The sequence below is a fragment of the Sphingomonas faeni genome, from assembly GCF_024273235.1.
Classification (GTDB): domain Bacteria; phylum Pseudomonadota; class Alphaproteobacteria; order Sphingomonadales; family Sphingomonadaceae; genus Sphingomonas; species Sphingomonas faeni_A.
In genome coordinates this window covers 23,601-36,866 of the sequence record NZ_JANBVH010000002.1, presented here as the reverse complement: position 1 = coordinate 36,866, position 13,266 = coordinate 23,601, and the positions used below count along the sequence as shown (strand labels likewise).

Annotated in this window: 10 protein-coding genes; 1 reads left to right on the top strand and 9 read right to left on the bottom strand. The window is 67.9% G+C overall.

Annotated features, from left to right (window positions below; all coding sequences use genetic code 11):
- Positions 1 to 125: 125 nt before the first annotated feature.
- Positions 126 to 977 carry a hypothetical protein gene (locus tag NLI89_RS01185; RefSeq protein WP_254685324.1) on the top strand — a complete coding sequence of 284 codons (852 nt, stop codon included), beginning with the start codon at positions 126 to 128 and terminating at the stop codon, positions 975 to 977.
- A gap of 16 nt (positions 978 to 993) precedes the next feature.
- On the opposite strand, the gene NLI89_RS01180 is transcribed toward NLI89_RS01185, so the two are convergent.
- The 9 genes from NLI89_RS01180 to NLI89_RS01140 form a co-directional block, all read right to left on the bottom strand.
- Positions 994 to 3,456, bottom strand: a complete 2,463-nt coding sequence (locus NLI89_RS01180; RefSeq protein ID WP_254685323.1) for a WD40/YVTN/BNR-like repeat-containing protein — start codon at positions 3,454 to 3,456, stop codon at positions 994 to 996.
- The gene (locus tag NLI89_RS01175; protein WP_254685322.1) at positions 3,449 to 4,321 is read right to left on the bottom strand and encodes a WecB/TagA/CpsF family glycosyltransferase; all 873 of its coding nucleotides are present in this window, start codon (positions 4,319 to 4,321) and stop codon (positions 3,449 to 3,451) included. Before NLI89_RS01175 ends, NLI89_RS01180 begins: the two co-directional genes overlap by 8 nt.
- A gap of 128 nt (positions 4,322 to 4,449) precedes the next feature.
- Entirely contained in the window at positions 4,450 to 6,045 is a 1,596-nt protein-coding gene (locus NLI89_RS01170) for a hypothetical protein (protein ID WP_254685321.1), read from the bottom strand.
- Positions 6,045 to 7,409: an O-antigen ligase family protein gene (locus NLI89_RS01165; RefSeq protein ID WP_254685320.1), complete on the bottom strand. Its 1,365-nt coding sequence runs from the start codon at positions 7,407 to 7,409 to the stop codon at positions 6,045 to 6,047. Before NLI89_RS01165 ends, NLI89_RS01170 begins: the two co-directional genes overlap by 1 nt.
- 10 nt (positions 7,410 to 7,419) lie before the next feature.
- Complete coding sequence (locus NLI89_RS01160; RefSeq protein ID WP_254685319.1) at positions 7,420 to 8,547, bottom strand: glycosyltransferase; 1,128 nt, start codon at positions 8,545 to 8,547, stop codon at positions 7,420 to 7,422.
- Positions 8,544 to 9,713 (bottom strand): glycosyltransferase family 4 protein, encoded by a 1,170-nt coding sequence (locus NLI89_RS01155; protein ID WP_254685318.1) that lies wholly within the window; start codon positions 9,711 to 9,713, stop codon positions 8,544 to 8,546. The genes NLI89_RS01160 and NLI89_RS01155 overlap by 4 nt, the downstream gene beginning before the upstream one ends.
- Positions 9,710 to 11,047 carry an oligosaccharide flippase family protein gene (locus NLI89_RS01150; RefSeq protein ID WP_254685317.1) on the bottom strand — a complete coding sequence of 446 codons (1,338 nt, stop codon included), beginning with the start codon at positions 11,045 to 11,047 and terminating at the stop codon, positions 9,710 to 9,712. The genes NLI89_RS01155 and NLI89_RS01150 overlap by 4 nt, the downstream gene beginning before the upstream one ends.
- Positions 11,044 to 12,054: a glycosyltransferase gene (locus tag NLI89_RS01145; protein WP_254685316.1), complete on the bottom strand. Its 1,011-nt coding sequence runs from the start codon at positions 12,052 to 12,054 to the stop codon at positions 11,044 to 11,046. The genes NLI89_RS01150 and NLI89_RS01145 overlap by 4 nt, the downstream gene beginning before the upstream one ends.
- Positions 12,051 to 13,226: a glycosyltransferase family 4 protein gene (locus NLI89_RS01140; RefSeq protein WP_254685315.1), complete on the bottom strand. Its 1,176-nt coding sequence runs from the start codon at positions 13,224 to 13,226 to the stop codon at positions 12,051 to 12,053. The genes NLI89_RS01145 and NLI89_RS01140 overlap by 4 nt, the downstream gene beginning before the upstream one ends.
- Between the last annotated feature and the right edge of the window lie 40 nt (positions 13,227 to 13,266).

Genomic DNA, 13,266 nt, shown 5'->3' with positions numbered 1-13,266 from the left:
CCATCGCGGCGATGCTGACGGATACGAAGATCTGGCCCCCGACAGCGTAGCAGCGCTTCCGACGGGTCGCCCTCTCGTCGGGACCTGAGACTTGCCCGATCATGATCGCTGGGCCATCCTGCTTCATGACTAGCGGCGCTCTCAATCGAACGGTGCCAGTCGCGATATGGTTACTCACGGCTACCGTCGCTGGATGTCGAGATGCACCGCCCGCTGAAAAGACGGTTCTCGTAAAGGCGGACAAAGTCGGGACCGCCTTCTTCGACCGCCCCAAGGCGCTCGCCGCGGTACGAGCATCCTCGAGCCCGACACCGCTGGTCGTCATGGTGCAATCGAACCCGTGGCGAATGGTCATCGGTTCCGACTCGCCGACCTTCGCACTGTACAGCGACGGAACGGCGATTTTCCAAACCAGGAGCGGCTTCCGTTCCGTCAAACTGGACCGTGCCCGGACGGACGATCTGGTCCAGACATTCGGCGATCCTGCACTGGCGGCGCTTTCCGGAGACTATCGCGCAGCGAATGCCAGCGACCAGCCCGACAACGCCCTGCTGATCTATGGAAGCACGCCGCCCGTCTACATCACGGTCTATGGCTCGCTGGAGAACGCATCGGTCCGGTCCAAGCTGCCGTCATCGGTCCTGAAGGCCTATGATCGGCTCCGTGGCTTCTCCGCGTCCAATTCAAGGCCATGGCTGCCCGAAGCGGTCGAGGTGATGCTGACGCCGTACGAGAACGCACGCGAGCCATCGATCGCCTGGCCGAAGCGCTGGCCGGATTTGAACGACCCGACCACGCGGCAGCGCGGCGATTCGTACAGCATCGCCCTTCCTTCCGCAGAGCTACCGGCCTTGCGGGTGTTTCTCGCACGCCGAGCAACGAAAGGTGCCGTCGAGATCGACGGCAGAAAATGGGCCGCACACATTCGCCTGCCATTTCCTCACGAATCCCTGTGGATGGCGCCGGCAACCGGATAGAGGCCGAAGCTACGTGTCAGCGCACCTTCGAACACTGCTTCTCCGCCAGCGGCTGGTACGCGGCCGGCGTGCACGGTGCGGGTTCGCCCCAGATCCAGCTCGAGCCCACATAACCGAGATAGACGCGGCCGAAGACGTCGGGATCCGCGCCGATCGCGCTGACCTGATCCAGCGTCCCGACCGGGAAATCCACCAGCTGCTGCCAGCTCGCGGCGTTGTCGATCGACCGCCAGATGCCGTATTCGCCCGACACGCGCCCGGAGACGAAGATCGTCGGAAAGGTCTTGCCCTTCGCCGCCTTGCCGAACGCGATGTCGTCGACGCGGGTGACATTGGCCACGACCTGCCACGTCTTGCCGCCGTCGATGCTGCGACGCAGGCCGGTGTCGCTGGTGTGTTCGAACGCCGAGGTGAAGAACAGATTACCCGCATGGCCCGGCACCGACCGCAGCTTGGCCGCGAGTTCGCTGGACGGCGCGATCTCGCCTTCGAAAACCTTGCTCCAGCTCGTGCCGCCTTCGCTGGTCCGCCACAAGCCCTGGAGTCCCGCGTTGGCGCCCCCGCCGCTATGGTAGAGATAGAAGGTGCCGGGGACGGCCTTGTCCGCGGTCAGTGTCTTGCGCTGCATCCACTGCGCCTGGAACGATCCGGGCGTATCGCCGGTCGCGCCGGGCAGGCGGACGGCGGTCCAGGTGCGCCCGCCATCCTTGGTGTAGAAGGGCTGCCGATTGAACGCAGGCGCCCAGACGATATTCTGCGCATCGCCCGACGAAACCGCGATCGTCCCGAACGACATCCGCCAGGGGTCGTCATCCTTGGTGCCGGGCGGTGTCGGCAGCGTCGGGAACTTGCTCCACTTCCGTCCGCCATCGGTGCTGGTGCCCGCCATCACCGCGTTACCGTCCTCCGAACAGCATCCCATCCGCGCATCGGACGCGTTGCTGACGACGAAGCCGGGCCTGGCGGGCGTCCAGTCGAGTTGCGGCACCGTCATCAGCGCGCGTTCGCCGGGTGCGAACGTCGTCGAATACGCGTTGAGATCGTCCTTCACGTGGATGCCGAAATCCCAGCCTGCGAAGATCGGCGAGCCACCCGGCGGCTGGATGACGTCGTTGGCGACCAGTTCCTCGATCCCGCGCGTCTGGCTGACCCAGTCGAGCGCCCCCGTCCCGGGCGGCACGTCGGCATAGAACACGCCCATGCCGGCCGCGACCCACAGCCGGTTCGGCACGACCGGATCGAACATCATGTCCGCGGAGGTGAAGAACGGCGCGTTGGCGACGCGAAGCCAGGGGGGATCGCCTTCCCCGGCCTTCGCGCTGTGCGACACGCTGTTCCAGGTCGCGCCACCGTCGCTGCTGGCATAGCCCTGCCCGCCGCGATCGACGACGACGACCTGGTCCGCGCGCGGGTTGGCGACGACCGCGGCATATTCGCGCACCGTCAGGCCGAGATCGGCGGTCAGGTCGCGCCAGCGCCCGTCGCGGTACGACCAGATCGACTTTGTAAGATCATCGACACCGAAGAACGTGCCGCGGCGATCGAACGTGCCGCGCTGGAGCGTCAGCGGCTGGACGCCGGGCGCAGGCAAAGGCCTGAACGTCGCGCCGCGATCGGTCGAGACGAACATGCCGCTGCCCGATGCGAGTGCGAACAGGCGACCGGTAGGCTTGCCCCCTGCCGGCCGCTCGAACCAGATCATCGTGCCCGGCGCCTGCACGCCCGCGTCGGGCTTCAGGTCCTTGCTGACCGGGACCGAGCCGACATGCGCCCAGTTCGCCCCGCCATCGGCCGATCGCCACAGTCCGGTGCCCGGCGTGCCGAGCAGGACCAGGTCGGGGTTGGCCGGATCGACCGCCATGAAGGGCCCGTGCAGGCGATATTCACTGTTCGCATCCCACACCATCGGGAAGGGATTGCCGGCGTTGGGCTGCGTCCAATGCCTGCCCGCATCGTCGGAGCGATAGACCCTGCCCTGCAGCGCCATGTACAGGCGCTGCGCCCGCGACGGCGCGACGACGATCTCATAGGCCCCGGCGGCGGCGCCGTTTTGCGTGCGGATGGTGTCGGGCATCGATGCCGCCGTGACGAGCTGCGCCCAGCGGTTCGCGCCGGCATCCCAGATATAGGCGCCATACACGTCGGTGCGCGCGACGAAGGTCTTGCCCGACGCATCGCTCGACAGGCCGGAGATCATGCCACCGCCGCCAATCGCGACATGCTTCCACTGATACGCCTCGTTCGCGACCGGCGCGCCGGCCTGCGACAGAGCGGGCGGCGCCGCATGCGCTTCGTGATCCACGCCGAACCAGAAGGCGGCGAGCCCGGCGGCCAGGGCGAGAATGATCATCGCGCCGAGGATCCAGGGCCAGCGACGGCGACGCGGTTGGACGAAATCCTCGTAGCGGACGGTACGGCGAACATGTGGTTCCATCGAACTCCCTGCCGATCCCGACTTCGCCCGGCGGCGGTCAGTCATGCGTTCTTGTGGCCAGATAGTAGATAGCGACCGGACTTGTCACGAGATAGCGCCATCCGAGCCGCACCGGTTCGCGAGCGGCGCGGTACAGCCATTCGAGGCCCATCGCCTGCATCCAGTCCGGCGCACGCGATACGCCGCCGCCATAATGGTCGAACAGCCCGCCGCAGGTCCGGATCCACGCGACGCCGCCCAGCAGGTGGCGGTTCTCCAGCGCGAACCGCTCCTGCGCAGGACTGCCCATGCCGACCCACAGCACGTCGGCCCCAGATGCGCGCACCTTCGCGCAGATTTCCGGGATCGCCTCGGGCGGGAAGAAGCCGTGTCGTGTGCCGACCACCTTGAGCCCAGGAAAGCGGCTGCGCAGATGCTGGGCGGCGCGGGCGGCGACGCCCGGACGCGAGCCGATGAAGAAGAACCGGATGTCGTCACGCGCCGCGATGGTCGCCGCGTCGAGCAGGAAATCCGTCGTCGCGGTGCGTTCCGCCAGCGGCTCGCGGCACAACAGGCGACTGGCGAAGACCAACGGCATGCCGTCGGCATCGACGATATCCGCGCCGTCCATGATCGCCCGATACCGCGCGTCACGGTTGTACGCGGCGACCACGCTGCCATTGGCCGAGGTCACGATCCGCGGCACCGGCAGCTCGCCGGCACGGGCCCGACGCGTATCGGCGAGCATTCGTGCGGCCAGTTCGTCCCGACGGAGCCGCGCGATCTTCATGCCGCCGATCGTCGCGGTCGGGACCTGATCGACAGCGTGCTCGTCTTGAGATTCAAGTTTTGATCCGGCTTCGACTTGGCCATGCGCACCGGTCGCCGGCGCGATATCTGCGTCGCGATCGAACAGCGGTTCGTCTCCCACCCGATCTTACCCCCGTCGACTGGTTTTGCCGGCCTTCACGATCCGCCGAGACCGTAAACATCTGACCCACATCAAGTTGTTGGCCATGCTATGCGCGGGGGGACAAAGCAATTGCAACCCCGCAAGCATTATCGCGAAACGCCGGGGTCGAGACGATAGACATCGTAGACTTCGTCCCCCGACGCAGCCCTGAGCGTGGCAAGCTTGGTGGTCGCCGCGCGGAACTTGGCGATGTCGGCGGGATCGAGCACCAACGGCCCGAACGTGCCGCGATCGATCACCTGCCGCTGCGTCAGATCATCGAGTGAGGCGGTGAGAAGGATCACCACCGGGCGACGCGTGACGTCGGCCAGGCGGCGCCCGGTCGCGAGCAACCGGCCCGGAGACATCGGCGCGGTTTCGGCGAGCGTCATCGGCACCAGCGGCGTGAAGCGGTCGCGGCGCACCGACCAGGTCGGGTTCGTTCCGTAATAGGGCAGGCTCTCGATCACGAAGTCGGGATCCGCGATCACGGTCGACCGCGCGAGACCCTGGCGGGCGAGCAGGTCGACAAGTGCCTTGGCCTCGCTCTGGGGCTGCGACTTCGCAGCCTGGACCACGGCGCGGGCGGTCGCCGGCAACTGCGCGACCAGCAGCATGAGAAACGCGATCCGGCCGACTCGCTCGGCCGCGCGAGCGAACGGGCTGTCGTAGCGGCCGCCAAAGCCCCTCGCCGTCAACCAGTGCAGCACGATGAAGAAGACGATCAGCAGCGCGACATGCCGGTAATGCCCGGGATAGACGAACACGAACAGGAGCTGCAGCCCGCCAAGTGCCGCGATCGCGGCCGCGAGCGCCGCCGGGCGTCGTGCGAACGCCGCCACGCTGCCCGTCACCAGCAGCGCCGCGACGATCGTGATGGGCACGTTCGCATTGAAATTGCCGAAGATACGCTGGAATTCCATGCCGGGTATCAGGTGGAGCAGCGTCTGCCCGATCGAGCGCTGCGTGGCGGCCGGTGCATCCTCGACCGAGGGGTAGACCGATACGAACGCCAGCAGCGCCCCGGCGCCGGCGAGGATCATGTTTATTAGCCACAGACGCTTCGCCGGGCTCCAGCCCCAGCCTTCTTCCGCGATCAGGTCGGCCAGCCAGAAGACCCCGAACGCGCCCGCCAGCACGACTGCATGGACATTGGCGTTGCACAACATTGCCAGCAGGCACCCCAGCGTCACGCCGCGCTTTCGGAAACGGGGATAGGTGGCGGCGAGCAGCAGCAGGAGCAGCATCGCCAGCCCGTAATTCCGTGCCATCACGACATAGTCGTAGGTCGCGAAGCCGCCGAACAGCGCGAGGATCGTCACCGGCAACGATAGCCGCGCGACGAACAAAAGCAGGGCGGCGCAGGCGATGCCGATCGCCAGAGCCGCCCCCGGCAGGACCAGCTTGGTCGCGAACAGGTCCGTGCCGATGCGGAGCAGCGCGTGCCACAGCAGCGGATGACCATAGCCCCGCGCCGCCGCGGGCATCGCCCAGATCGACTCGCCCTGCGTCGCCAGGCTGAGCGCGCGGACCTCGTCGCGCCACATCACGTGATGCGCGACGAGGAACGCCACGAGCACGAGCCAGACCAGCATGATCGCCAGCCGCATCGTCCAGAAGGACCGGCGACGCGGTGGCGCCGCACCCTCGCCCCGTGGGAACAGCCGGTCGAGCATCCGGTCGACGACCCCTAGCCGCGGCATCAGCGCCGCGACAGCGACAGCCGCGCCGGCCTCCGCACCAGACGAGTCATCCGCTGGCGCAGGCCGTGATGCGCCCCGGCACTCGCGTTGGAGTGGCGATAGGTGATCGCGATCGCGATCAGCAGGAACACCTGGGTCATCGACGCGGCGTTCAGCAGCGAGGATTCGGCCAGATTGTGCCCCGTACAGAAGATGATGAGCGCCAGCAGCAGCGAGCGGCGCGGCTTGGCGATCGACTGGCTCAACAGCAGCCGGATCAGCGGCCACACGATCAGCGCGATCACCGCCAGGATCAGCCCCGGCAGGCCGATCGTGACCAGCAGGTCGAGAAAGCCGTTATGGCCGTGCGCCGCATAGATCGCGACCCAGCCGCTGGTCAGCGTCCAGATCGGGCTGTCCGCGCCGATCTGCCAGAACGAGCTGAACCCTGCCCCCGTCCAGAGATGGTCGCGCGCATATTCCAGCAGCAGCGGCCAGATCGCACCACGCCCGGTCAGCGCGCCGGGATCGTTGAGGATGTCGGTCAGGACCGTGATGTTGGTGAGCAGGATCTCGATCGCCAGACCCGCGGCGATCAGCAGGACGATGCCGAGCACGACGCGGTAGCTGGCATCGTAGGGCCGGATCGCGATGCCTGCCACGAGCGCCAGCGCGAGCGATATCTCGGACGTGCTCGAATGCGTGAAATACAGGAAGATCGCGGCGGCCGCGACGACCAGCGCTGAGACCACCCGGGGGAACTGGCGGTTGTCGAACACGAACAGCAGGATCGTGAACGCGCACGCTGCGCCCGCGACGTTCTTGTGCGGAATGATGCCGCGCCAGTCGCCGACCACCGACGAGACCTCGCCGAACACCTCGGAGTGGATCCCGTACGGGCTGAAGAACACCATCAGGTAATTGATCGCCAGCAGGATCAGCAGCGCATAGCGCGCGATTTTCAGCGCGCGATCCGGCCCCAGGTCGTTAACCTGTCGAAAGGTCACCCAGACCACGATCGCGGTCAGCGTCGCCCGGCGGAACGAGATCGACGGCTCGATCGCCCACGATACCGTCACGAAGCAATAGGCCAGCAGGATCGCGAGCCCGAGCGGTATGCAGAACAGTTCGCGCTTGCTCGGCATGCCGCTGGCGATCAGCAGGGCGAGGAATATGACGATGTGCAGGACCTGGTTGACAGCATCGCCCTCGCCGATCTTGCCGCGAAACGCCCATTCCTGGACCGGCGACGTGCCGATCAGGACCAGCCACATGAAGACCGCGAAACAGATGTTGGCGACGATGTAGCGGCGGCGACCACGCAGGACCGCCGACCGTGCCGCACCCGATCGGCGTTGCTGAACTGCGGTGATCGTGGTGGCCATCGGGTCGTTCCTATCCCGCCTGCGCGGGCGGAGCCAGCACCGCCTCGTAACGATCCAGCATTCGCGCGTTCGAGGCCTCGGCGCCGAGCCGCGACGCGAGCCCGCTCCAGTGCGATCGCAGCGCCGGATCGTCGTGCAAGGCTCGCAGCGCCGAGGCCAAGGCGACGGGATCGTCGAGCGCCACGACGATCCCGCACCGCATTCCGTCGCGTGCGGTGATGCCCTCGACCTGCACCGGCACGTCCGACACGACCAGCGGCAGGCCGAGCCGCGCCGCCTCGATCAATGCGAGGCTGTGCCCCTCGTAGCGGCTGACCTGGACGAAGACGTCGGCGGAGGCTGCCTTGGCGAGCGCGGCCTCGCGCGGGATCAGCCCGGCAAAGGCTACGCGGTCGCCGAGGCCCAGGTCCGCGACGAGCGCACGCAGCGCAGCCTCATCCTCGCCCCCGCCGACGATCTCCAGCATCGCGCCCGGAACGGCGGCGATCGCGCGGATCAGCATCGGATAGTTCTTCTGGTAGGTCAGCCGCCCGAGGGCGACGACACGCAACCGATCGCCCCCCGCCTTTACCCGAGGCAGGGCATCTAGGATCCGTTCGACCCGCTCCGACAGCGCGTTGTGGATCGTGAGCGTCCGCGCGCGGTAGGTCGCGGGCTTGTGTGCCAGCGTCGCGCCGACCGCGTCCGACACGCTGATGATTCCGGCGACGCACGGCAGGCCGCCGGTCCAGCCGTCGATCCGGTCTAGCAGGCGGTTGTGCGTATCGGTCGGCGAGTGATGCGACAGGAACACGCGGGTGCGCACGCGCGCGACCGTTACCGCGAGCGGCAGCAGCACGTTCGCCGCCGGCATCGCAGACACGACCGCGGCGGGTCGCTCGCGCCGCAGATAGCGGACCAGCGCCGCGAAGGTGCGGACCGCGCCGAGCACCGATCGCGGACGGGCGTCGGCAACATGGTGCCAGACCTCCATGTCGACGCCTTCGCCCTCAGCATCGGCGGGCGGATAGAGGACGAAGCGCTTCACCGGATGACCGCGCGCGATCAATCCCTCGGCGATGTCGTCCCAGAGTTCGCGCAAGCCCCCGGCCGCCGAATGCGTGATCGCGAAATGGATCGCACTGGTTCGATCCGTCATGCCGGCCCGTCCAGCGCGGCGACGGTATGCGCCGACAGCCAGGCGCGATCCTCGGCGGCGTCACGCACCCAGCGATCGATCATCTCGCCCCATTTGACCGGGTTCTGCATCCGGTGCCACGCCGCCGCCGATCCTTGCGACACACGTGCGTACAAGGCCCGGTCGGTCATCAGCCGCACGATCGCATCGGCCAGTGCGCGTGGCTTGCCGGCTGCGAACACAATTGCACTCTCGCCGTCCTCCAGATGCCCGTGGAACATCGGATGGTCCGACGCGATCACCGGCGTGCGCGAGGCGAGCCCCTCGAACAGCGTCAGCGGCAGGCCTTCGGGGAAGTTGGGGCGGCTGGGCACGATCACCGCATCGGCATCTTGCATCACCGCCGGGATCGCACCGTTCGGAACCAGCCCGAGGAACCGGACACGATCGGCGACGCCGAGGCGTGTCGCAAGCGCCGCAAATTTTTCGGTTGTGCCGACGCCAGCGACGTCGAGCCGGACATCGAGGCGGTCCTTGAGCAACGCAACCGCGCGGACCATGTCGCCGACGCCCTTCTTCGCGCTGATCGAGCCGACATACAGGAGTCGGCTGGGGTGACCGGAGGCCTGGGTCTTGCACGGTTGCGCCTCGGGCGTGCGATGATGCGGAAAGTCCCACGCCAGCACCTTGTCCGCGCGCACGCCGATGCCGACCAGCGCGCGGGCGGCATTGGCGCCGTGATTGGCGACCAGCGTCACGCGGCGGTCGTTGAGCAGCTTCGGCAGTCGCCGGAACCTGATCCAGCGATAATAGGGATTGGCGAACGAATCGGCCATCACGACGCCCAGACGGACGTCGTGCTCCAGTCCCCAGCGGATCAGCGGCAGCATCGGCCCGAACACGATCAGGTGGGTCGGCGCGAACCGCTCGATCAACGCCAGCACCGGCGCGGGGTTCTGATCCGGATTGGTGTCCGCGCCGATCACCGTCACGCCGCTGTCGAGCGTTTCCCAATAGGCGGGCGCGAGCGAGCAGAGGAACCCGACCGCCTCGTGCTGCGCCTGCAACGCGGCAAGCTGATCGAGGACGTAGCCGTGCCCGTAATAGGTCTCCCCACCGGTGGCGCGGCGCAGGCGATCGGCCTCGCGGTAGTCGCCGGCATAATGGACGATCAGCAGCCGCGTCATCCGATCCTCCCAAGCCCCGCCAGCGGCGTGCCGAACCCGAGCTGCCAACGCACCGCGAGCATCACCGCGAACACCGCACAAGCAGCGCCGATCGCGAGCGCATCCTGCCGCCAGAAGCTCATTCGCACGCGGTGCAACCCGACCGCGATATAGCCATATTGGAGCAGCTCGGTGACCGCGACCGCGACGACCGCGCCGGGGAAGCCCGCGATCCGGTGACCGGTCGGCAGCAACACCGCGAGCGTCGTTAGCCGCATCAAATTGGCCACGCTCGCATAGAAAGGCCGCCCGGCGCTGAGCAGCAACGCCTCGTTGAGGTTGGACAGCACCGCGAACACCGCGCCGCCGAGCAGGACCGACAGCATCCAGCTCGCCGCCTGGTAGCGCGGGTCGTAGATAAACAGGATCAGACCGTCGGCGACCGATGCGGCCAGTGCGAGCGCCGCACAGACGCCCAGCGTGAACACGGCGCGCGAGCCGGCGATCGCCGCCATCTGCCCCGCCCGATCGTCCTCGGAAACGCTGGCAAGCGCGGGGAAGATGATCTGATAGCTCATCCGCCGCGCGAGCGTGGTCGGCAGCTCGGCGATCGCGCGCGCGATGCCGTAGATGCCGAGCAGCGCAAGCGGCGCGACCCGGCCGAGATAAAGCCGGTCGAGATTGGTCGCGGCGTACATCACCAGCGAGGTGATCGCGATCCACTTGCCGAAATGGATGATCCGCCGGACGACATCGCGGTCGAAGCGGAGGCGCTGGCCGGGGTCAGGCAGCAGGTAGCTCAGCGCCGAGCGGATCGCGACCGCGAGGACGAGGCCGATGACCGACGCCCAGACCGAGCGCAACCACGCCGCCAGCGCGACCTGCACCGCGAACGCCAGCGCCTCGCACGACAGCTCGAACAAATTGCGGCGGCGGACCTCCATCTGCTTGACCAGCACGAAGATCGCGGTCGAGTGCGCGCCACCGATCATCGGCGACAGCGCCGCGACGAGGAAGATGCGGACGTCGATGCCGTAAGCGTGCGCGAGGAACGGCGCGGCGATCAGGAAGACCAGGCTCAACAGCACGCCGCGCAGCAATTGCAGCGTCCAGGCGGTGTCGCGAAACTGGCGGTCGAGCCCGTCGCGGTGGTGGATTATGTTCTGCTCGATCCCCACATCGGTCAGCAATTCGACCCCGAGGCGGATCGCGTTGACGACGACCATTACGCCGAGGATCTCGGGCGCGAGCAGATAGGCGAGGACGATGTTGAGCCCGAACTTCAGCCCGGCGGACACGACGAAGGTGCCCGCCGTCCAGACGAACTTGCCGAGATAGCCGGACGCGGTGCTCATCGCCCCGGCGCGGACAGGTCGCGCGCGGCAACGGGTGCATCGGCGGGGCGGCGGGCGCGGACGAGGCCCTGGAGCATGCCGATCGCGATCACGTTCCACGTCACCAGCGAGTAGAGCCCGACCCGCAGGCTTCGGCGGCGCATCGTCAGGAACGCGACCGGCAGCAGCAGGATCGCGAGCAGGGCAAGACCCTGGCCCATCGCCAGCGCGACGAGCATCGCCAGCCACCAGCCATAGACGATCACGCTGTAGCGCAACTGGGCGAACCCGCGCAGGACCTGCGACCAGTGCGGGCGGCCCCAGGCTGCGCGGATCACTTCGCCCGGACCGCCGGCATAGCCGGTGCGCAACCGTCGCCACATCAATTGGTAGCCGCCGGTGGCATGGCCGTGATGCTCGACCGCGGGCACGTCGATGCGTGCGAGTCGCCAGCCGTCCGCGCGCAACCGGGCGCCAAGCTCATATTCCTCGAACGCGTGGAGGTTGCGGTCGGCGAAATGCCCGACGCTCCGCACCGCCGCGACACGGTAGAGCCCGCCGCAATCGAGCCGGTCGACATCGCCCGCCACCGCGCTGCCCTTCACGCGATCGTTGCGCGCGCGCAGCTCGAACTCGATGCTGTCGGTATTGACCTCGCGCACCCGGCCACCGACCGCGGCGTGGCGGGGGTTCGCCTCGAGGAACGCGATGCCCGCTTCGAGAAAGTGCGGGTCGAGGACCATGTCGCCGTCGAGCAGGTAGAAATAGTCGATGCCAGCGGTCTCGGACGCGGCCTGGAATGCGAGTTGCGCGCCGGTGCCGCAGGACCGCTCGGCAGGATCGGCGAGCTGCGCGATCCGCGTGCCGGGATGTGCCTGCGCCAACGCTATCGTGGCGTCGGACGATCCGCTGTCCGCGAGCACGACCAGCCCGCCACCGACGCGATCGAGCGCGGCGCGCGCGCTGCCGATCGCGGCGTCGATATGCGCCGCCTCGTTCAGCGCCTTGATCCCGACTGCGACCGTCACTTTGCCCCCGTGTCCCCACGCGAGCGATAGCGTGCCAGATACGCGGACGCCATCGCCTCCGGACTGAAGCTGCGGGCGAGGTCCTTGCCGTAGCGAGCCGCAGTCACGCGCGCGGTCGCCGGATCGTCGATGACCTTCGCCAGTTGCGCACCGATCCCCGCGACGTCGTCGACCGCGGCCTTGAACGGATAGTCGGTCGGGATCGCCTCATCGAGGCCCGGAGCGTCGGTCGTCACCAGCGCGATGCCTGCCATCAACACCTCGAGCGGGAGCAGCGCAAATCCTTCGAACCGTGACGGTAGCAGGACCGCGTCATACTCGTGAAGGCGTTCGGACAGGCGCTCGATCGGCGCGGTCATCCGGACATCCCAGCCCGCCAGATCGTCTGCGAACCCTTGGCCCACCAAGTCTTGCATCGCGCCGGAGCCGGCGATCGTCACCACGACGTCGCGGCGCCCCGTGCGGGCATGGGCGTCGCGGAGGATGGCAGGCAGCAGGTCGGCGCCCTTCTGGTGGACCAGGCGTCCCGCGAACAGCAGTCGTACCGGGCCTGCTTCCCTCCCGATCGGAGACGCCGGCGGTGGCGACACGCCGTTATAGATGACGTCGGCGACCGGTCGGCGGCTACGCGTCAAGATCGCCGCGTCGGCGTTGGCAGCGTTGCGCGACACGGCCACCGCGTCACCCCCGGCGAGCTGCTGAGTCACCCAGCGCCCGATGCCGCCCCAGGCGATCCACAACTCGCTGTTATGGACGGTGCGCAGCAACGGCGTGCGGCGGACACGGCGCGAGATGAGGCCCGCCACCGCCAGCGTCAGTTCCGGTATCTCGGTATGGACATGGATCAGGTCGGGCCGCTGCTCGGCCACCGCGCGTGCGAGCGACCGTGCCGCAAAGACCACGCCGCCCGACTTGAACCCGCGCTCCGTGCCGAACCGGAACGGCACGTGCCAGCGCGCCAGTCGATCGGCCATGTCCTGCCCGACCTTGCTCAGCGGCGACTGGCGCAGCACCGCGAACAGCGAGAACTCGATCCGGTCGCGCAAGGCATCGATCAACCCCAGCGCGACATTCTCGGCACCGCCCATGTCGAGATGCGTGATGACGTGCATCACGCGGATCCGCGGCGGCGCGGCGGCCGGTCGCGAAGGCTCGTCGTTCGTACCCGTCACCAGATGATCCGCCCCCCGCATCACCGCGTGGCGTAGCAAC

Coding starts and splice junctions, on each gene's coding strand:
- NLI89_RS01185 (WP_254685324.1), top strand. CDS start 126: ATGACTAGCGGCGCTCTCAATCGAACGGTGCCAGTCGCGATATGGTTA.
- NLI89_RS01180 (WP_254685323.1), bottom strand. CDS start 3,456: ATGACTGACCGCCGCCGGGCGAAGTCGGGATCGGCAGGGAGTTCGATG.
- NLI89_RS01170 (WP_254685321.1), bottom strand. CDS start 6,045: ATGCCGCGGCTAGGGGTCGTCGACCGGATGCTCGACCGGCTGTTCCCA.
- NLI89_RS01165 (WP_254685320.1), bottom strand. CDS start 7,409: ATGGCCACCACGATCACCGCAGTTCAGCAACGCCGATCGGGTGCGGCA.
- NLI89_RS01160 (WP_254685319.1), bottom strand. CDS start 8,547: ATGACGGATCGAACCAGTGCGATCCATTTCGCGATCACGCATTCGGCG.
- NLI89_RS01155 (WP_254685318.1), bottom strand. CDS start 9,713: ATGACGCGGCTGCTGATCGTCCATTATGCCGGCGACTACCGCGAGGCC.
- NLI89_RS01150 (WP_254685317.1), bottom strand. CDS start 11,047: ATGAGCACCGCGTCCGGCTATCTCGGCAAGTTCGTCTGGACGGCGGGC.